This window comes from Pandoraea pnomenusa, assembly GCF_040391475.1.
Lineage (GTDB): Bacteria > Pseudomonadota > Gammaproteobacteria > Burkholderiales > Burkholderiaceae > Pandoraea > Pandoraea pnomenusa_C.
Map to the genome: position 1 here is coordinate 99,541 of NZ_JBEBXS010000011.1, position 19,584 is coordinate 119,124.

Here is a 19,584-nt window from a genome sequence, read left to right on the forward strand (position 1 = left end):
TCTTGTCCAACAGTCCCAATACCCATCCCCAGCGTAGCTTGACCATCAACGCCGCGCTCGTCGGCATCGACTTCGGCAAACTCGATTTCGAAGCCAGTCTCCAGGAACTCGACCTTCTGACGCAATCCGCAGGCGCCACGCCTGTCGTGACCATTACCGGCCGTCGTCACAGCCCGGATGCGAAACTCTTCATCGGTAGCGGCAAAGCAGAAGAACTGCGTGACGCGATCGCCGAGTATGACGTCGAACTGGTGATTTTCAATCACGCCCTGACCCCCGGTCAGCAGCGTAACCTCGAACACCTGCTGCAACGCCGCGTGGTGGACCGTACCAGCCTGATCCTCGATATCTTCGCCCAACGCGCGAAGAGTCATGAAGGCAAGCTGCAGGTCGAACTGGCGCAGTTGCAGTATCTGTCCACGCGCCTCGTGCGCGCCTGGACCCACCTGGAACGTCAGAAGGGCGGTATCGGTCTGCGCGGACCGGGTGAAACACAGCTCGAAACCGACCGTCGTCTGCTCGGCGATCGGGTGAAGTCGCTCACGGCCAGACTCGAGAAGCTCAAGCGTCAGCACGACACCCAACGTCGGGCGCGTCAGCGCAGCGGCACCATGTCGATTTCGCTGGTCGGGTACACGAATGCGGGGAAATCCACGCTCTTCAACGCGATGACGAAGGCCAACGCCTACGCGGCCAACCAGCTCTTCGCCACGCTCGATACGACCTCCCGTCGCGTTTATCTTGGCGATGCCGGGAACATCGTGCTGTCCGACACTGTCGGATTCATCCGCGAGTTGCCACACCAATTGGTGGCAGCGTTCCGGGCGACCCTGGAAGAGACCGTCCACGCCGACATGCTGCTGCATGTGGTGGATGCCTCCAGTCAGGTGCGTCAGGAGCAGATGGCCGAGGTCAATGCCGTGCTGGCAGAGATCGATGCGGCGAACATCCCGCAAATTCTCGTCTGGAACAAGATCGACGCGGTGCCGGAACTGGCCGCACAAGGACCGAGAATCGAGCGGGACGAAGCCGGGCGCATCACGCGAGTCTTTCTGAGTGCACGCACCGGGCAGGGCCTCGACCTGCTGCGTGAGGCCATCAGCGAAGCGGTTGTGGCCGGCACGGGTGGGTTACAATCGCAGCACGAAGCGCCCGATGTCCGGCTCATCGACCGTTGGGACGATGCGCTGCGCGCAGAAGACAGATAACACGAGACGTCGCTCCGTGAAGGGCGGGTTGCCACGGGGAATACCGGCAGCACGACCCAACTCGGGTGACGAACTGGCAAGAGACTAGACGGAGGCCGGGCAAGGCCGCCGATCGGCAAACCAGAGATTCGGGAACCACGCGCGAACCGGCAGCAAGCGCGCTCCGAAGTACGGGCGCCGGTCGCAACGCCAAGACCGCTTCAGTCACCACGCTTCTACCTATGCTTCCAAGAGCTTTGATGCGACGAGTTGGCTTGATTTTCTCCCTGAACGACCCGCGCTGGGGGCGGGACGGCGGCGGCGATACGCCGTCCGGCAATCAGGAGCCGAACCGCCCTGATCGTGCGAATACACCGAATTCGCAGGATCCGAAGGAGCCGCAGCGCGGACCGCAAGGCCCGCAGCAGGACGGCCCCCCCGATCTCGACGAACTGTGGCGCGACTTCAATCGTCGCCTGAACCGTATTTTCGGCCGCAAGGGCGGCGGAGGCGGTAACAACGGCGGCTCCAACAACTTCTCCAGCGGCTCGCGCGGTTCCGGCATCGGTGTCGGCATCGTGGTCGCGCTGGCGTTCCTGATCTGGCTGGCCACTGGCGTGTTCATCGTCCAGGAAGGGCAGGTCGGCGTCGTCACGCAATTCGGCAAGTACAAGTACACGACGACTTCGGGGATTCAATGGCGTTTGCCGTACCCGTTCCAGTCGGTTGAAATCGTGAACATGGCGCAGATCCGTTCCGTCGAGATCGGTCGCTCGAACACGATTCGCGATACCGATCTGAAAGACTCGTCGATGCTCACGGGCGACGAGAACATCATCGACGTGCGCTTTGCCGTGCAGTACCGCATCAAGGATGCGGTGGAGTTCCTGTTCAATAACGTGGACGCCGAAGCGTCGGTGAACCTGGCGGCGCAGACGGCCGTTCGCGAAATCGTCGGCAAGAGCAAGATGGACTTCGTGCTCTACGCCGGTCGTGAGGAGATCGCCAACGAACTCGTCTCGTCGATTCAGAAGATTCTCGACAGCTACAAGACCGGCATTCTCGTCACGAGCGTGACGATGCAAAGCGTGCAGCCGCCCGAGCAGGTGCAAGCCGCGTTCGACGACGCCGTGAAGGCCGGTCAGGATCTGGAGCGCGCCAAGAACGAAGCGCAAGCCTATGCCAACGACGTGATTCCGCGTGCCAAGGGTACGGCGTCGCGCCTGACGGAAGAGGCGGCCGGGTACAAGGCGCGTGTCGTGTCGCAGGCGCAGGGTGATGCTGACCGCTTCAAGTCGGTGCAGGAAGCCTATGCCAAGGCGCCGGGTGTGACTCGCGAGCGTATGTATATCGATACGATGCAGCAGATCTACTCGCGCACCACGAAGATCATGGTAGATGCGAAGAACAACAGCCTGTTGTATCTGCCGTTGGACAAGATCATGGAGCGTTCGCGCGGCGACGCGTCGACCCCGGCACCGGCTTCCGGTGCAGGTACGGGGGCGGCGGGTGCGCCTGCTGCGGATGACAGCAACGATGTCGACCATGATCGATCGCGCGCGGCACTGCGCAACCGCGACCGCGATTCACGCTAAGGGGATAAGCGCATGAACCGTATTGGAACCATTATTGTCGCGCTGATCGTCCTGTTGATCGTGCTTGCCTCGACCATGTTCGTGGTGGATCAGCGCCGTTATGCCGTGGTGTTCTCGCTCGGCGAGATCAAGGATGTCTACAGCGAACCGGGCCTGAAGTTCAAGTTGCCGCCGCCGCTCCAGACCGTGCTGTATCTGGACAAGCGCATCATGACCATCGACAACCCGGAGCCGGAGCGCTTCATCACGGCCGAGAAGAAGAACCTGATCGTCGATTCCTATGTGAAGTGGCGTATCGTCGACCCGCGCAAGTTCTATGTGAGCTTCAAGGGTGACAACCGCCTCGCACAGGATCGTCTGACGCAGCAGATTCGCTCGGCACTGCAGGAGGCCTTCACGAAGCGCACGGTGACCGAGGTCGTGTCGACGCAGCGCGAGCAGGTGATGCAGTGGGTCAAGCAGAAGGTGGGCGACGACGCTGCCCAAGTGGGTATCGAGATCGTCGATGTGCGCATGCGCCGTGTGGATCTGGCCGCCGGCATCAGCGATTCGGTGTACAGCCGGATGGCCGCCGAGCGTAAGCGCGTGGCAAACGAACTGCGTTCGACCGGTGCCGCCGAGGCCGAGCAGATCCGTGCCGACGCCGACCGCCAGCGCGACGTGGTGGTGGCAGAAGCCTACGCCAAGGCCCAGCAGGTCAAGGGCGAGGGCGATGCCGCCGCTGCGAACATCTATGCGCAGGCGTTCGGCCGTGATCCGCAGTTCGCTCAGTTCTACCAGAGCCTCGAAGCGTATAAGGCGACCTTCCGTGACAAGAAGGACGTAATCATTGCCGACCCGAGCAGCGATTTCTTCCGATTTATGCGCGGTTCCGGCGGTGCTGGCGCGTCGGCCGGAAAAGCGGGAAAATAACGCCTTTGACATCCGAGTAGCTGCCACCGCCCGCGTCAATCGCGGGCGGTGGCGTTTTGGCCGAGTCCCCCTGTGACCAGCAGCACGATAATTCTCGCTTTCGCCCTCATGCTGATCGTCGAGGGATTGTTTCCGTTCGTCGCCCCGGACCGGTGGCGGCAGAGTTTTCGTAAAATAACGGAAATGCCGTCCGGCCAGATTCGCTTCTTCGGCCTGGCCGCCGTCGCGCTGGGGCTGATTCTGATGCTACTGGCCGATCACTAAAAGGCGCCTCGCCGCGCCGACTGAATACCGAAATACCCATGCCGAACTGGCTACTTCCCGAAAATATCGCCGACGTGCTGCCGTCCGAGGCGCGCAAGATCGAAGATCTGCGCCGTCTCATGCTCGATCGCTTCCGTACCTATGGCTACGAACTCGTGATGCCGCCGATGCTCGAGTATGTCGAGTCGCTGCTCACCGGCACCGGCCACGACCTCGACCTGCGCACGTTCAAGCTCGTCGACCAGCTCTCGGGGCGCACGATTGGCCTGCGCGCGGACATTACGCCGCAGATCGCCCGCATCGACGCGCACTTGCTTAACCGCAAGGGCGTGACGCGCTTGTGCTACGCCGGCAGCGTGCTCTTCACGCGCCCGCGTAACCTGCTCGCCACGCGCGAGCCGTTCCAGATCGGCGCGGAAATCTTCGGGCATAGCGGTCTGGAGGCGGACCTCGAAATTCAGGAACTGCTGCTGTACTGCCTGCAATTGGCCGGACTCAAGCAGATTCGGATCGACCTGTGCCACGCAGGCGTGCTCGAAGCACTGATCGACGGCGTGCCTGCGGCCGAGGCCATGGAAAGCCAGTTGTTCGGCGCCTTGGCGACCAAAGATGTGCCCCAGCTCGAAGAGCTGACCCGCGACCTGCCGTCGCATATCCGCGATGCGCTGCTGACCTTGACCACGTTGTATGGTGAACCGGCCGAGACGCTCGCCCGGGCGCGCAAGGCGCTGCCGGATCTGCCGGGCGTGACGGCAGCCCTGGACGATCTGGCTTATCTGGCCGCCTCGCAGAGCAAGGACGGCCCGGCCGTCCTGTCGATCGATCTGGCCGATCTGCGTGGATACCAGTATCACAGCGGGGTGATGTTCGCGGCGTATGTCGACGGCATCCCGAATGCGATCGCGCGCGGCGGCCGCTACGACAAGGTGGGTCAGGCGTTCGGTCGCGACCGTCCGGCAACCGGTTTTTCGCTCGATTTGCGTGAGTTGGCTGCCATTTCCCCGGTCGAAGCGCGCAGTAACGCGATTTTGGCGCCGGCGGACGACGTGCCGGGCCTGCGCGCCAAGATCGACAGCCTGCGCGATGCCGGCGAGGTGGTCATCCGCATGCTGCCGGGCCACGACCAGGATTTCGAGGAGTTCACGGGCGATCGCGTGCTTGTCGAGAAAGATGGGCAGTGGGTTGTGACACCCCGGTGAACTTCGCTGAAAAAAGCGGCACTAGCGCTCGTCAACACGGGTAGAATACGTTTTTAACCAAACCAACTATTGTTATGTCCGGCAATGCTTTGAATCAGGGACGCAACGTCGTCGTTATTGGGACCCAATGGGGCGACGAAGGTAAGGGTAAGGTCGTCGACTGGCTGACCGATCACGCGCAAGGCGTGGTGCGTTTCCAAGGCGGCCACAATGCCGGACATACGCTCATCATCGGTGGCAAGAAGACCATCCTGCGCCTGATCCCGTCGGGCATCATGCACAAGGACGTCACCTGCTACATCGGCAACGGCGTCGTGCTCTCGCCCGAAGCGTTGTTCAAGGAAATCGAAGAACTCGAAAGCGCCGGCCTGAATGTTTGTGGCCGTCTGCGCATTTCCGAAGCCTGTACGCTCATTCTCCCGTACCACGTAGCCATCGACCAGGCTCGCGAAGCCCGTCGCGGCGCCGGCAAGATCGGCACGACCGGTCGCGGCATCGGCCCGGCGTACGAAGACAAGGTGGGTCGCCGCGCGTTGCGCGTTCAGGATCTGTTCGATCCGAAGAACTTCGCCGAGCGTCTGCGCGAAAACCTCGACTATCACAACTTCGTGCTGACCCAGTATCTGGGCGCGAAGGCCGTCGACTTCCAGGAAACGCTGGATACGATGCTGAGCTACGCATCGCGCCTGCAGCCGATGATCGCCGACGTGTCGCAGATGCTTTACGCAGCCAACCGCGAAGGCCAGAAGCTGCTGTTCGAAGGTGCGCAAGGCACGCTGCTCGACATCGACCACGGTACGTACCCGTTCGTGACCAGCAGCAACTGCGTGGCCGGTGCCGCGTCGGCTGGCGCTGGCGTGGGTCCGCAGCAACTGCATTATGTCCTGGGTATCACCAAGGCCTATTGCACGCGCGTTGGCGCTGGCCCGTTCCCGAGCGAGCTGTACGATGCGGACAACCCCGCTCGTCAGGAAGCGATCGGTCTGCAACTGGCCACGGTCGGCAAGGAGTTCGGTTCGGTGACGGGGCGTCCGCGTCGCACCGGCTGGATGGATGCCGCTGCGCTCAAGCGCTCGATCCAGATCAACGGCGTGACCGGTCTGTGCATGACGAAGCTCGACGTGCTCGACGGCCTCGACACCGTGCGCCTGTGCGTGGGCTACAAGATCGACGGCAAGACGGTCGACATTCTGCCGCGCGGTGCGGTCGATGTGGCGCGTTGCGAACCGGTCTACGAAGACTTCCCGGGCTGGACGCAAAGCACGGTCGGCGTGACGAAGTGGGAGCAACTGCCGGTTCAGGCACAGAATTACCTGAAGCGCATTGAAGAGGTGAGCGGTATTCCGATCGATATGGTCTCGACTGGCCCGGATCGTGACGAGACCATCCTTCTGCGTCATCCCTTCAAGAACTGAAATACCGTAGGACTGGCAAGGCACACCATGAATCTGCCCCAAAACGACGATAAGAACCTCTGGGTCTCGTGGGATGAGTACCATCGACTGATCGAGCGCCTGGCGCTCAAGGTCTATGAGTCCAACTGGAAGTTCGACAAGATCCTGTGTCTGGCCCGTGGTGGCTTGCGCGTGGGCGATCAGCTCGCGCGCATCTACGACGTGCCGCTCGCGATTCTGGCAACCAGTTCGTATCGTGAGGCCGAAGGCACCGTTCGCGGCGATCTCGATATCGCCCAGTACATCACCATCACGCGCGGCGAGCTCGAAGGTCGCGTGCTGCTGGTCGACGACCTGGTCGATTCGGGTGTCACGCTCGAGCGCGTCGGTGTACACCTCAAGGAACGTTTCCCTGCGGTGACGGACGTGCGCTCGGCAGTGCTCTGGCACAAGGCTTGTTCCAAGGTCGCCCCGGACTACGCGGTGGATTTCCTGCCGACGAATCCGTGGATTCACCAACCGTTCGAAGAGTACGACACGCTCCGCCCGCACAACCTGTCGGCGTGGATCAAGCGCGGTACCTGAGCGGACATGGCATGACCGGGCGCGCAGCAACGCGTGGCCCGGCCGGGTAAGTCCGGCATACCAGGCGGTCGCATCGTGAGATGCGCCGCCTGTTTGTTTTTCGGGGCTTGTTGCGCGGAACACTGGCGTGCGCGGATGTCACATGTCGCCATGTCGGGAACCCGTTTGAAGGGCAAATTCCCCTCTGCTTTCGGCTTCGCCGGCGCGGCAGGTGTGGTCTGATGGCACCATCGGCTCCTGCCTGTCTGTCGTCTGCGACAGCGATCCCGTCATGATGAAGTGGTGTCGTTTTCTCCCTGCGATTTGCTCGTTGTGGCTCGCGAGTGTGCTGGCATTGGCGAGCGCGCCGGGCCTCGCCGCGTCCGCTGTGGCCGGCGTGCGCACGGCGAGCGGATTCCGGCTCATCTACGTCACCAACCAGACGTCGATGGCGAAAGCCAAGATCGCCGCGATGAATCGATGCCGCGTCCAATTTGCGTCGGGCAGTCGGGGCGGCCGATGTGAGGTGCTGATGGCCGGCAACGGGCCGGCGTACTGGGCCGTGGTTCGGGCGAGCAATGGTGAGGTCGGTGTCGCCCTCGGCGATACCGAGGCGGCGGCGATTCAGGACGCGTTTGTCGTGTGCGAGCGCGGCGGCCAATGCTCGCTCGATAATGCCCAGGTCTGGATCGATAACGGCCAGCGTCCGGGGCAGCGCCTGCCGCCGCCGCAGGCCGCACAGGCCGCGCAGGCGCAATGCAAAATCCCGACCGGGCAGATCATCAGGATGCAGACCCGTTGCGACAACGGCCAGTGCGTTCGGACGTATGAGAATGGCTGCACGGTTCGTTTTCAGGCGTCTCGCTGTTTCGACAAGGAGACGAACAGCTACATCTGGCAGCCAAAGGCTTGCGACGACGATGGCTGAGGGTGCCGTCTGACGTTCGGTGTGGCGTAGGGCGTTTCGCAAACGTCCATTCGTCGTCGGAAATGAACACGGGCGCCCGAAGGCGCCCGTGTTCATTGCGACAGGACCAGATCGACGATTCAGCTTGCCGACATGCCACTGTGACGCAGCAGCGCATCGACTTGCGGGGCGCGGCCACGGAAGGCGATGAACGACTGCATGGCTTCGCGGCTTCCTCCGACGGCGAGAATCTCGTCGCGGTAGCGAGCGCCGGTAGCGGTGTCGAGCACCGTGCCGCTGACCTTGGCGGCTTCTTCGAACGCGGCATACGCATCCGCCGACAGCACCTCGGCCCATTTGTAGCTGTAGTAGCCTGCGGCGTACCCGCCCGCGAAGATGTGGCTGAACGTATTCGGCCAACGCGAGAACTCGGCCTGCGGCGTGACGTGCAACCGGTCGTTGATGCGCTTAGACACGGCCAGCACCGACTCCTTGCCACGCGGGTCGAAGTCGTAGTGCAGGTGCATGTCGAAGTCCGAGAACACCAGTTGGCGCAGCATCATCAGGCCGCTCTGGAAGTTACGCGCGGCGATCATCTTGTCGAACAGTGCGCGCGGCAGCGGTGCTCCGGTATCGACGTGGGCCGTCATGTGCTCCAGCACGTCCCATTCCCAGCAGAAGTTCTCCATGAACTGCGACGGCAGCTCGACGGCGTCCCATTCAACGCCGTTGATGCCCGCCACGCCGGCATCTTCCACCTGCGTGAGCATGTGGTGCAGACCGTGCCCGAACTCATGGAACAGGGTGATGACGTCGTCATGCGGCAGCAGGGCAGGCTTGTCGCCCACCGGTGCCGGGAAGTTGCACACGAGGTAGGCCACCGGCGTTTGCAGTGCGCCGTCGTGCAGACGCTTGCGCGTGCGCGCACTGTCCATCCACGCGCCACCACGTTTGCCTTCGCGCGCGAACAAGTCCATGTAGAACTGTGCGACGAGTTCGCCATCGCGCTCGATGCGGAAGAATCGAACGTCGGGGTGCCACGTCTCGGCGTCTTGCGGACGAATCGTCACGCCAAAGAGCGTGCCGGCAACGCGGAACAGCCCGTCAAGCACCTTCGGCAGCGGGAAGTATTGGCGAACCTCCGTTTCCGAGAAGGCGTAGCGCTGCTGGCGCAGCTTTTCCGACGCATACGCGGTGTCCCACGGCTCGAGCTTGTCGATGCCCAGCGACTTGGCCGCAAACGCTTGCAGCTCGGCCCAGTCCTGCTCGGCGTAGGGGCGTGCACGGCGCGCGAGATCCTCGAGGAACTCGAGCACTTGTGCAGGCGATTCCGCCATCTTCGGTTCGAGTGACACTTCGGCGTAGTTCTTGAAGCCGAGCATTTGCGCCTCTTCGCGACGCAAGGCAAGCTGATCGACGACGATCTCGGTGTTGTCCCATTCGGCCTCGCCGTTGCCGAACTTCGGGCCGAGTTCCGACGCGCGAGTGACATTCGCGCGATAGAGCTTCTCGCGAAGTGCGCGATTGTCCGCGTATTGCAGAACGGGGAAGTACGACGGGAAGTGCAGCGTGAACTTCCAGCCTTCAACGCCGTCGCGTTTGGCTGCGGCCCGGGCGGCGGCCTTGTCGTCGTCGGGCACGCCGCTGATTTCCTGTTCGTCGGTCACGACCAGCGAGAACTTGTTCGTTGCGTCGAGCACGTGATCCGAGAAGTTCTTGGCCAGACGTGCCTGTTCTTCCTGAATCTCGGCAAATCGCGGCTTCTGGTCTTCCGGCAGCTCTGCGCCACCGAGGCGGAAGCCTCGCATCTCGTTGTCGAGAATCTTTTTGCGCGCCGCAGAAAGTCCTGCAAATTCAGGACCTGCGGCGATGGCCTTGTACTTTTCGAACAGCGCCAGATTCTGGCCGACGCTGGCGGAGAACTCCGTCACGCGGGGCAGGTTCTCGCTATACGCGGCACGCAGTTCCGGCGTATCCGCGACGGCGTTCAGGTGTCCAATGATCTCCCAGGCACGGCCCAGGCCTTCGGTGCCGTCTTCCACGGCGTCGAGAATGTTGGCCCAGGTCGCCGGCGTAGCGGGATCCGCGGCCCGGTCGACTGCCGCGCGCGCCTGCTCCAGCAACACATCGACGGCGGGCGTCACATGTTCGGGGCGGATTTCGGCGAAACGGGGAAGTCCTTCGATATCGAGCAGAGGATTGGTTTGCGGCGTATTCATGCGTTCTTTGTCCACTGGAAAGGGCTTAGGAAGAGTGTGGGGGCATCCTGTCCAATTTTCCAGTCGTTTTTTTCAACCGGGGCGATTGGGGCGGGAGGGCGGCAGGCCTCGCAGACGGGCGCGGCGTCATAAACGGCAAGGGCGCGCATGGCCGGGTGGCCATGCGCGCCCTTCGAAACGCTGAAGCTTGCTGGGGGAAGCGGTGAGGCGTGTGGCGCCTCGACGCGCCGATCAGGCGGCCAGCGTGCGCTCGGCGGCCTCGATCGTGTTCACGAGCAGCATGGTGATGGTCATCGGGCCGACACCGCCCGGCACCGGCGTGATGTAACCAGCCACTTCCTTGACGCCGTTGAAGTCGACATCGCCGCACAGCTTGCCTGCGTCGTCGCGGTTCATGCCCACGTCGATGACGGCTGCGCCCGGCTTGACCATGTCGGCGGTCACGATATTGCGCTTGCCCACGGCGGCGACGATGACGTCGGCGTTGCGCGTGTGCGCGGCGAGATCACGCGTTTTGCTGTTGCAGATCGTGACTGTGGCGCCGGCTTGCAGCAGCATCATGGCCATCGGCTTGCCAACGATGTTCGACGCGCCGATGACAACGGCCACGGCCCCGCGCAGCGGAAATTCCACCGACTCGAGCATCTTCATGCAGCCGTAGGGCGTGCACGGGCGGAACAGCGGTGCACCGGTCATCAGGGCGCCTGCGTTCGACACGTGAAAGCCGTCGACGTCCTTTTCCGGGGCGATGGCTTCGAGCACCTTGTGGCTGTCGATATGCTTCGGCAGGGGCAATTGGACGAGGATGCCGTTGATCTTCGGATCGCGGTTGAGCTCATCGATGCGGGCCAGCAGGGCGCTTTCCGTCAGATCGGCCGGATAGCGATCGAGCGACGAATACAGGCCGTTGTCCTCGCATGCCTTGACCTTGTTGCGCACGTAAACCTGGCTGGCCGGGTCTTCGCCGACGAGAACCACGGCGAGGCCGGGCTGATGGCCGCGAGCGGTGAGAGCGGCGGCGCGCGTGGCAACTTCGGCGCGAATGCGTTTGGCGAGGGCGTTGCCGTCGATGAGGGTGGCGGTCATGATGCGTGGGTATCGAATGAAGGATGGGGGCTGGCCCAGGAGGCCGGATACGGCGGCGCCGGTCAGGCGGGTGACAAGCGCAAAGACCGTATTATAACGGCGCGCCCGAACGGAAGGGAGGGGGTGGAAGGTCGGAGCAGCTCGTGGGCGCCGGAAAGGTGCCGAAAAGCCCGCCGATGGCGCAGTGCCACGGCCGCGATAGTGAAAGGGCGGGCGTAACCCGCCCCTCCATTACCTGAGAGACGCCTCGACAGGGGATCTGCGAGGCGTCATCGGTCATGCCAGGGCGATCAGGGGCGGGGTGCGCTGCCTGAGCGTTTGGAGAGCGCCAGACGAAGCAGATCGGCAACGGTGTTGACGTTGAGCTTCTCCATGATGTTCGCGCGATGCGCTTCCACCGTCTTGATACTGATGCCGAGATCGTCGGCGATCTGTTTGTTCAGGCGGCCGGCAATAATGCGCTCGAGCACCTGATGCTCACGGCTGGTGAGTTTGGAGAGCAGTTCCTCGGCGGCTTGCTGCTCGCGCTGGTTGCTCGCCTCGGCGCGCGCCCGCGAAAGCATCTTTTCGACCTGAGTACGAAGCTCGGCTTCGTCGAACGGCTTTTCGATGAAGTCCATCGCGCCTTTTTTCATCGTCGTCACGGCCAGCGGCACGTCGCCATGCCCCGTCACGAAGATGGTCGGAATGTTGATTTTCTGGGCGATCAACTGATCCTGAAGCTCGGGGCCGGTCATGCCGGGCATGCGCACGTCGAGAATCAGACAGCCAATCTGATGTCCGTTGTAGTGCGAAAGGAATTCCTCTGCGCTGCTGAAGCCGCGCACGTGGTAGCCATTGGCTTCGAGAAGCCAGCGAAGCGAGTCGCGGACGGCCTCGTCGTCGTCAACAACGAAGACGGTTTCTTGATCGATATTAGTGTTGGGTGTCGTCATAGTCCTCCCCCGGATCCGGATGTCGTATCGCCTTCTAACGGTAACAGAATACAAAAAGTACAACCATTCCGCACGCCGTCGATTTCATTGTTTTCCACCCAAAGGCGGCCTTGGTGCGATTCGATGATAGAACGGCAAATGTTCAGGCCCATGCCCATGCCGTCCGACTTGGTGCTGAAAAACGGTTCAAACAATCGTTCGATAGTCGCCTCATCGACCCCGGGACCGTGATCCGATACCTGGAATTCGACCGACTTGTCTCGCCGTTCCACGTGCAGACGTACCGTCGGATCACGTCGCTGGCCAGGCGGCGGCGTATAGCCGTGCATGGCCTCGGCGGCGTTCTTGAGCAGGTTCACCAGCACCTGCTCGATGAGCACCGGGTCGACGTAGATCTGCGGCAGTCCCGCAGGCAACTCGGTGACGATGCGAATGCGACGTTTGCGCGCTTCGATCTCCGCGAGGCCTACGGCATCCGCCACGATCTCATAAATCGATGACGGTTGACGCTTCGGTTCGCTGCGTTTCACGAACGCGCGAATCCGCTTGATGATCATGCCTGCACGCACAGCCTGCTGCGAAGTTTTTTCCAGGGCAGGCAGCAGCGTTTCGGGCGAGGTGCGTCCGGCGCGCACCAGCGCGGCCGTGCCCATGCAGTAATTGTTGATCGCGGCGAGCGGCTGGTTGAGCTCGTGCGCCAGCGACGATGCCATTTCGCCCATCGTCGTGAGGCGCCCGGTGAACTGGAGGCGCTCTTCTTCCTGCCGTGCCAGTTCCTCGGCGTGGCGGCGTGCCGTGATGTCGGTGGCCACCTGCAATTGGGCGAGATGGCCGTCCACCCACTGGATGTACTGACGTCGGACTTCGAACCATTTCTGGTGCGTTGGCAGGTAGATCTCCTGCGTTTCCGCGGCGGTGTCCGTCAGCGAGGCGGCGGGCAGTCCGGCGAAGGCGTCCACCATGTCGATATGGTCGAGGGACGTCGGCGAGAGTTCGCCGCCGCCGGACAGTTCCAGATGGCCTTCGGGGCGCGTGCCGAACAGTTGCCGGTAATAGCGGTTGGCGAACAGCAGTTCCGCCTTGTCGACGGCGAGCACCGACACCGACGCGTCAAGACTTTCGAGCACGGTCGTGAATCGCTCGTGCGCTGCGGCCAGTTCTTCCCGTGCGCGCTTCGGCTCACTGATGTCGGTCAGCGACGACATCCAGCCGGTCTGGCGCCCGTGGGAGTCAACCAGCGGCGAGACGAACATGCGTGCGTAGAAGATCGTCCCGTCCTTGCGCTGCACGCGAATTTCGAACCCGTGCGAAGGCGCCTTGCCACGCAGCGTCATGTCGATACGCCGCTGCATTTCGTGGATGTCGTCCTTGGGCCAGTAGGGGTAGGGCGGCGCACGGTTCATGAGGTCCGCTTCGTCCCAGCCGGTCATGCGGCAGAACGCGGGGTTCACATAAGTGATGTGCCCCTGAAGATCGAGGACTCGCATGCCGATGACGATGGAGTTTTCCATCGCACGCCGGAACGATGTTTCGTTGAACAACGCCTGCTGTGCTTCGAAGCGTTGGCGCGTGTGCCGCCAAAGACTCCACAGGCTCCAGAGTACAAAGCACGACAATCCGGCGATCAGCCAGACGAGCGTGTTGTTGACGAAGTTTCCAACAGCGGGGTACGAGTAGATCCGCACAGCCAGACTGTGTCCGGGGGGATCCAGCAGCAATTCATACGAGACGTCGCGCGGCAGCGGAGGGCGTGTCGACGTTGTGGCCAGTTCGTTGTTGTGCGTGTCGATGAACGACACCTTGAACTTGTCGCCGAGCTCCTGGGGCAACTCGTGAATGAGGAGCCCTTCGACGGAATACACGGCGCTGATCGTGCCGAGGAATTCGCGCTCACGCAGCACGGGCACCTGCACGACGATATAGCTGGCCCCCGAGGCGTCGTAGATCAGTGTGGAATAGGCGGAACGCCGCGAATCCCGGGCGGCGCGAAACGCCACCAGCAACTCGTCTTCCATCGGGTGCTGCGCCGATCCCTGCAAGCGCGAGGCGAATGGCGAGTCGGCGGGCACCGCCCACTTCGGACGTTGCGAAGCATCGAGCCAGTTCATGAAGACGATGTCCGCATGATTCTGCATCAGTTCGCTCGCCGTATTCTGGAAGTGGGCGATGTCCTGCGGTTTGGCCGCCGTATCGCGCGCAAGGGAACTGATCTGGTCCTGAATGGCCAGCATGTTCAGGCGAATCTGCTGCTGCGCCCAGGCTACGTTCCGATACAGTGTGTCCTGTTGCTGCTCGGTTTCGCGCCGATTCAGGCTCCACAGAATCAAACTCATCACTACGAGGAAGATCACAATGGAGACGAGCGGGACCAGCAAGTAGTAATGCGACTCCGCGAACCCCTGCAGCCAGCGATTGGAGCGGGCAGGTGTGGCGGCAGACCGGGACGGCGGAGCGGAGTTGGCAAGGCGTGGCGAAAGCATGGCGAGATTGTAGCGCAGGCCGGCCGGTTTCCCGCTGCCGCAAGCTGTCTCGGATTGCTTTTCGGAGGCGTCCGATCATTTTGGTAAGACGGCGCCCCAAAGTGCGATTGGGACCGATCGGTACGCTTCGAATTCGTGGTGTGATGTCGTCAGCAACCCCTTGATTTTATGTGCACTGCAGCAGAATTCCGGATTATGAAATTTGCTATCGTAATCTGAAATTTCGCTTGCGAAGGCAGGAATATCCTTCGTACAATGCCCCGGTAAAAATGCCGGTGGGCCCGTCCATGAAGCGGGTATCGACCATTACGCCAACCCGCTAACGACAGACAAGGAGACACCATGTCCGCCGTACCTGAAGAAGCCCTGAAGATCGTATCCCCTGCGGACGTCGATCCCCAAGAAACGCAAGAATGGCTGGCCTCCCTCGAAGGCGTGCTGGCTGCAGAGGGCCCTGAGCGTGCCCACTACCTGCTCGAGAAGTTGATCGAGTTCGCCCGCATCAACGGCGAACATCACCCGTTCTCGGCAAACACCCCCTACATCAACACCATCCCCGTCGATCAGCAGGCCCGTATTCCGGGCGATCAGGATGTCGAGCACAAGATCCGCTCGTACACCCGCTGGAACGCGATCGCGATGGTGCTGCGCGCCGGCAAGGACACGAACGTCGGCGGCCACATTGCGTCGTTCGCCTCGGCCGCCACGCTGTATGACGTTGGCTTCAACCACTTCTGGCACGCGCCGTCCGACAAGCACGGTGGCGATCTGGTCTTCGTGCAGGGTCACTCGTCGCCGGGCGTGTACAGCCGCGCGTTCCTGCTGGGCCGTCTGGACATGCCGCAGCTCGACAACTTCCGTCAGGAAGTGGACGGTGGCGGCCTGTCGTCGTATCCGCACCCGTGGCTGATGCCGGACTTCTGGCAATTCCCGACGGTCTCGATGGGCCTTGGCCCGATCATGGCGATCTATCAGGCTCGCTTCATGAAGTACCTCGAGTCGCGCAACATCGTGCAGACCGAAGGGCGTAAGGTCTGGGCGTTCCTCGGCGACGGCGAAACGGATGAACCGGAATCGCTGGGCGCCATCGGCATGGCTGGGCGCGAGCATCTCGACAACCTCGTGTTCGTGATCAACTGCAACCTGCAGCGCCTGGACGGCCCGGTGCGCGGTAACGGCAAGATCATTCAGGAGCTCGAGTCGGAGTTCCGCGGGGCAGGCTGGAACGTCATCAAGGTGATCTGGGGCAGCCGCTGGGACTCGCTGCTCGCCCGCGACAAGAACGGCCTGCTGATGAAGCGCATGATGGAGTGCGTGGACGGCGAATACCAGACGTACAAGTCGAAGGACGGCGCCTACGTGCGCGAGAACTTCTTCAACACGCCGGAACTGAAGGCGATGGTTGCCGACTACTCCGACGAGGACATCTGGGCGCTCAATCGTGGTGGTCACGATCCGCACAAGATTTTCGCGGCCTATCAGGCAGCCACGCAGCACAAGGGCCAGCCGACCGTCATCCTGGCCAAGACCATCAAGGGTTACGGCATGGGCGAGGCCGGTCAGGCCATGAACATCACCCACCAGCAGAAGAAGATGCCGGTGGAGTCGCTCAAGAAATTCCGCGACCAGTTCAAGCTGCCGATCCCGGACGATCAGATTGCCGACGTGCCGTATCTGAAGTTCGAAGAAGGCTCGAAGGAACTCGAGTACATGCGCGCCCGCCGCATGGAGCTGGGCGGTTATCTGCCGCAGCGTCGCACCAAGGCCGCCTCGCTGCCGGTGCCGGCACTGCCCGCGTTCGACGCGCTGCTCAAGGCAACCGCCGAAGGCCGTGAGATTTCCACGACGATGGCGTTCGTGCGTATTCTCAACGTGCTGCTCAAGGACAAGACGCTCGGCCAGCGTATCGTGCCGATCGTGCCGGACGAGTCGCGCACCTTTGGTATGGAAGGCCTGTTCCGCCAGATCGGTATCTGGAGCCAGGCGGGCCAGCGCTACATCCCGCAGGATCACGACCAGCTGATGTTCTACAAGGAATCGGAAAGCGGTCAGATTCTGCAGGAAGGCATTAACGAAGCCGGCGGCATGTGCGACTGGATCGCCGCCGCAACGTCGTACTCGACGCACGGCGAGACGATGATCCCGTTCTACATCTTCTACTCGATGTTCGGCTTCCAGCGTATCGGCGATCTGGCCTGGGCGGCCGGCGACATGCGCGCACGCGGCTTCCTGGTGGGTGGCACGGCCGGTCGTACGACCCTGAACGGTGAAGGCCTGCAGCATGAAGACGGTCACTCGCTGCTGTGGGCGTCGTCGATCCCGAACTGCCTGCCGTACGATCCGACGTTCGCCTACGAACTCGCCGTGATTGTCCAGGACGGCCTGCGTCGCATGGTGACGGATCAGGAAGACGTGTATTACTACCTGACGGTGATGAACGAGAACTACAGCCACCCGGCCATGCCGGAAGGTGCGGAAAACGACATCCTGAAGGGCATGTACGCGTTCCGTCGTGGCGTGGACAACAGCAAGGCACCGCGCGTGCAACTGCTGGGTTCGGGCACGATCTTCAACGAAGTGATCGCCGCTGCCGAGATGCTCAAGAACGACTGGGGCGTCGAGTCGGACCTGTGGAGCTGCCCGAGCTTCACCGAACTGGCCCGTGAAGGTAACGATGTCGCGCGCCACAATTTGCTGCACCCGACCGAGACGGCACGTCTGTCGCATGTCGAGAAGTGCCTGAACGATACGCGTGGCCCGGTCATTGCATCGACCGACTACATTCGTACGTACGCCGATCAGATTCGTCCGTTCGTGCGTGGCCGCTACGTGGTGCTCGGCACCGACGGCTATGGCCGTTCGGATACGCGCGAGAAGCTGCGTCACTTCTTCGAGGTGGATCGTAACTGGGTCACGGTCGCTGCCCTCAAGGCACTGGCCGACGAAGGCACGCTGCCGGCAAGCAAGGTCGCCGAAGCGATTGCCAAGTACAACCTGGATCCGAATAAACCCAACCCGATGACCGTCTAAAGGCCGCTTCGCGCAGCGCGCGCGACCGTCAGCCGCCCCCAGCGGCAGGCGGGCGCGTGTTGCGCGTCAAGCGCAGCCTCGAGGAGACTGTGGAAAATGAGTCAAGTGATCGAAGTGAAAGTCCCGGATATCGGTGACTTCAAGGACTTGCCCGTCATCGACGTGCTGGTCAAGGCGGGCGACAAGATCGATGCCGAGCAGGCCCTGATCACGCTGGAATCGGACAAGGCCACGATGGATGTGCCGAGCCCGGCTGCCGGCGTCATCAAGGCGCTGAGCCTGAAGGTTGGCGATGAAGTGTCCGAGGGTTCGCTTATCCTGACGCTCGAGACCGCGAACGGCTCGGGCGCGCAAGCCAATGGCGCCGCTGCAGCACCGGCTGCTGCAGCACCGCAAGCCGCTGCGCCGGCCGCCGCGCCGTCGGCACCTGCCGCGGCCCCGGCCGCCCCCGCCGCTGCGACCGGCGGCACGACCACCATCGACGTGAAGGTGCCGGATATCGGTGGCTACGACGATGTGCCCGTGATCGAACTGCTGGTTAAGGTGGGCGACACCGTGACGGCCGAGCAGTCGTTGATCACGCTGGAGTCGGACAAGGCCTCGATGGATGTGCCGAGCCCCGCAGCAGGCGTCGTCAAGGAACTGAAGGTCAAGGTCGGCGACAAGGTCTCGGAAGGTACGTCGATCGTCGTGCTCGAAGGCGCCGCGGCTGCCGCACCGGCCAAGGCCGCTGCGCCGGCACCTGCGCCCGCGCCGGCACCTGCGCCCGCGCCGGTCGCTCAGGCGGCAGCGCCTGCGCCTGCCCCGGCGGCCGCACCGGCCCCGGCACCTGCCGCAGCGCCTGCTGTCGCGCAAGGTGGCCAGCCGATCAGCCATGCCAGCCCGTCGGTGCGCAAGTTCGCCCGTGAACTGGGCGTGGATGTCTCGCAAGTGAAGGGCACCGGTCCGAAGGGCCGCATCGTCATCGACGACATTCGCAACTTCGTCAAGAGCGCGCTCGCCGGCAATCGCCCGGCCGCTGCAGGTGGTGCCCCGGCAGGTGGTGGCGAACTCAATCTGCTGCCGTGGCCGAAGGTCGACTTCTCGAAGTTCGGCCCGGTCGAGCCGAAGGCGCTCTCGCGCATCAAGAAGATTTCCGGCGCGAACCTGCATCGCAACTGGGTCATGATCCCGCACGTCACCAATAACGACGAAGCGGATATCGGTGAGCTCGAAGCGTTCCGTGTGCAGTTGAACAAGGAAAACGAAAAGGCCGGCGTCAAGGTGACGATGCTTGCGTTCGTGATCAAGGCCTGCGTGCTGGCCCTGAAGAAATTCCCGACGTTCAATGCCAGCCTCGACGGCGATAACCTCGTCTTCAAGCAATACTTCCACATCGGTTTTGCCGCCGACACGCCGAACGGCCTCGTGGTCCCGGTCGTGCGCGATGCCGACAAGAAGGGTGTGTTCGAGATCGCTCGCGAGACCTCGGAACTGGCCAAGCTCGCCCGCGAAGGCAAGCTCAAGCCGGATCAGATGCAAGGCGGTTGCTTCTCGATCTCGTCGCTCGGCGGTATTGGCGGCACGACGTTCACGCCGATCATCAACGCACCGGAAGTGGCCATTCTCGGCCTGTCGCGTTCGTATCAGAAGCCGGTGTGGGATGAGCGCAAGCAGCAGTTCCTGCCGCAACTGACGCTGCCGCTGTCGCTGTCCTACGATCACCGCGTGATCGATGGCGCCGAGGCGGCCCGCTTCAACGCCTACCTGGGTCAACTGTTGCAGGACTTCCGTCGCGCAATGCTGTAATGGCAGGCGCCGCCGGGCGCGCGT

Annotated in this window: 14 protein-coding genes; 10 read left to right on the top strand and 4 right to left on the bottom strand. The window is 62.6% G+C overall.

What is annotated here, in order from left to right:
- Positions 1-44 precede the first annotated feature (44 nt).
- The 8 genes from hflX (at position 45) to ABWO90_RS13780 (ending at position 8,043) form a co-directional block, all read left to right on the top strand.
- Positions 45-1,208: a GTPase HflX gene (hflX, locus tag ABWO90_RS13745; protein WP_502922611.1), complete on the top strand. Its 1,164-nt coding sequence runs from the start codon at positions 45-47 to the stop codon at positions 1,206-1,208.
- A gap of 221 nt (positions 1,209-1,429) precedes the next feature.
- Entirely contained in the window at positions 1,430-2,782 is a 1,353-nt protein-coding gene (gene hflK / locus ABWO90_RS13750; protein ID WP_353191791.1) for an FtsH protease activity modulator HflK, read from the top strand.
- A gap of 12 nt (positions 2,783-2,794) precedes the next feature.
- Positions 2,795-3,694: a protease modulator HflC gene (gene hflC / locus ABWO90_RS13755; RefSeq protein ID WP_353191792.1), complete on the top strand. Its 900-nt coding sequence runs from the start codon at positions 2,795-2,797 to the stop codon at positions 3,692-3,694.
- Between the two features lie 72 nt (positions 3,695-3,766).
- On the top strand, positions 3,767-3,958 hold the full coding sequence (locus tag ABWO90_RS13760; protein WP_353191793.1) for a DUF2065 domain-containing protein: 192 nt from the start codon (positions 3,767-3,769) through the stop codon (positions 3,956-3,958).
- 38 nt (positions 3,959-3,996) lie between these two features.
- The gene (locus tag ABWO90_RS13765; protein ID WP_353191794.1) at positions 3,997-5,157 is read left to right on the top strand and encodes an ATP phosphoribosyltransferase regulatory subunit; all 1,161 of its coding nucleotides are present in this window, start codon (positions 3,997-3,999) and stop codon (positions 5,155-5,157) included.
- A 74-nt stretch (positions 5,158-5,231) separates the two neighbouring features.
- Positions 5,232-6,572 carry an adenylosuccinate synthase gene (locus tag ABWO90_RS13770; RefSeq protein ID WP_353191795.1) on the top strand — a complete coding sequence of 447 codons (1,341 nt, stop codon included), beginning with the start codon at positions 5,232-5,234 and terminating at the stop codon, positions 6,570-6,572.
- 27 nt (positions 6,573-6,599) lie between these two features.
- Positions 6,600-7,136 carry a phosphoribosyltransferase gene (locus ABWO90_RS13775; protein WP_353191796.1) on the top strand — a complete coding sequence of 179 codons (537 nt, stop codon included), beginning with the start codon at positions 6,600-6,602 and terminating at the stop codon, positions 7,134-7,136.
- A 271-nt stretch (positions 7,137-7,407) separates the two neighbouring features.
- The gene (locus ABWO90_RS13780) at positions 7,408-8,043 is read left to right on the top strand and encodes a DUF4189 domain-containing protein (protein ID WP_353191797.1); all 636 of its coding nucleotides are present in this window, start codon (positions 7,408-7,410) and stop codon (positions 8,041-8,043) included.
- Between the two features lie 119 nt (positions 8,044-8,162).
- On the opposite strand, the gene ABWO90_RS13785 is transcribed toward ABWO90_RS13780, so the two are convergent.
- From ABWO90_RS13785 to ABWO90_RS13800, 4 genes are all read right to left on the bottom strand, one after another.
- On the bottom strand, positions 8,163-10,241 hold the full coding sequence (locus ABWO90_RS13785; protein WP_353191798.1) for a M3 family metallopeptidase: 2,079 nt from the start codon (positions 10,239-10,241) through the stop codon (positions 8,163-8,165).
- 231 nt (positions 10,242-10,472) lie between these two features.
- Positions 10,473-11,327, bottom strand: coding sequence for a bifunctional methylenetetrahydrofolate dehydrogenase/methenyltetrahydrofolate cyclohydrolase FolD (folD, locus tag ABWO90_RS13790; RefSeq protein ID WP_353191799.1), 855 nt, complete (start codon positions 11,325-11,327; stop codon positions 10,473-10,475).
- A 290-nt stretch (positions 11,328-11,617) separates the two neighbouring features.
- Positions 11,618-12,262 carry a response regulator transcription factor gene (locus ABWO90_RS13795; RefSeq protein WP_353191800.1) on the bottom strand — a complete coding sequence of 215 codons (645 nt, stop codon included), beginning with the start codon at positions 12,260-12,262 and terminating at the stop codon, positions 11,618-11,620.
- Positions 12,259-14,742 carry a PAS domain-containing sensor histidine kinase gene (locus ABWO90_RS13800; RefSeq protein WP_353191801.1) on the bottom strand — a complete coding sequence of 828 codons (2,484 nt, stop codon included), beginning with the start codon at positions 14,740-14,742 and terminating at the stop codon, positions 12,259-12,261. The genes ABWO90_RS13795 and ABWO90_RS13800 overlap by 4 nt, the downstream gene beginning before the upstream one ends.
- Before the next feature lie 342 nt (positions 14,743-15,084).
- Between ABWO90_RS13800 and aceE the strand changes: the two genes are divergently transcribed.
- Positions 15,085-17,772: a pyruvate dehydrogenase (acetyl-transferring), homodimeric type gene (gene aceE / locus ABWO90_RS13805; RefSeq protein ID WP_353191802.1), complete on the top strand. Its 2,688-nt coding sequence runs from the start codon at positions 15,085-15,087 to the stop codon at positions 17,770-17,772.
- Positions 17,773-17,868: 96 nt separating this feature from the next.
- Positions 17,869-19,560 (top strand): dihydrolipoyllysine-residue acetyltransferase, encoded by a 1,692-nt coding sequence (aceF, locus tag ABWO90_RS13810; RefSeq protein ID WP_353191803.1) that lies wholly within the window; start codon positions 17,869-17,871, stop codon positions 19,558-19,560.
- Positions 19,561-19,584 lie beyond the last annotated feature (24 nt).

What these genes read in the sequence shown, in the direction of transcription:
- hflK (WP_353191791.1), top strand. Translation starts at nt 1,430, where the DNA reads ATGCTTCCAAGAGCTTTGATGCGACGAGTTGGCTTGATTTTCTCCCTG.
- ABWO90_RS13795 (WP_353191800.1), bottom strand. Translation starts at nt 12,262, where the DNA reads ATGACGACACCCAACACTAATATCGATCAAGAAACCGTCTTCGTTGTT.
- hflC (WP_353191792.1), top strand. Translation starts at nt 2,795, where the DNA reads ATGAACCGTATTGGAACCATTATTGTCGCGCTGATCGTCCTGTTGATC.
- ABWO90_RS13765 (WP_353191794.1), top strand. Translation starts at nt 3,997, where the DNA reads ATGCCGAACTGGCTACTTCCCGAAAATATCGCCGACGTGCTGCCGTCC.
- ABWO90_RS13775 (WP_353191796.1), top strand. Translation starts at nt 6,600, where the DNA reads ATGAATCTGCCCCAAAACGACGATAAGAACCTCTGGGTCTCGTGGGAT.
- ABWO90_RS13800 (WP_353191801.1), bottom strand. Translation starts at nt 14,742, where the DNA reads ATGCTTTCGCCACGCCTTGCCAACTCCGCTCCGCCGTCCCGGTCTGCC.
- ABWO90_RS13780 (WP_353191797.1), top strand. Translation starts at nt 7,408, where the DNA reads ATGATGAAGTGGTGTCGTTTTCTCCCTGCGATTTGCTCGTTGTGGCTC.
- aceE (WP_353191802.1), top strand. Translation starts at nt 15,085, where the DNA reads ATGTCCGCCGTACCTGAAGAAGCCCTGAAGATCGTATCCCCTGCGGAC.
- ABWO90_RS13785 (WP_353191798.1), bottom strand. Translation starts at nt 10,241, where the DNA reads ATGAATACGCCGCAAACCAATCCTCTGCTCGATATCGAAGGACTTCCC.
- aceF (WP_353191803.1), top strand. Translation starts at nt 17,869, where the DNA reads ATGAGTCAAGTGATCGAAGTGAAAGTCCCGGATATCGGTGACTTCAAG.
- folD (WP_353191799.1), bottom strand. Translation starts at nt 11,327, where the DNA reads ATGACCGCCACCCTCATCGACGGCAACGCCCTCGCCAAACGCATTCGC.
- ABWO90_RS13770 (WP_353191795.1), top strand. Translation starts at nt 5,232, where the DNA reads ATGTCCGGCAATGCTTTGAATCAGGGACGCAACGTCGTCGTTATTGGG.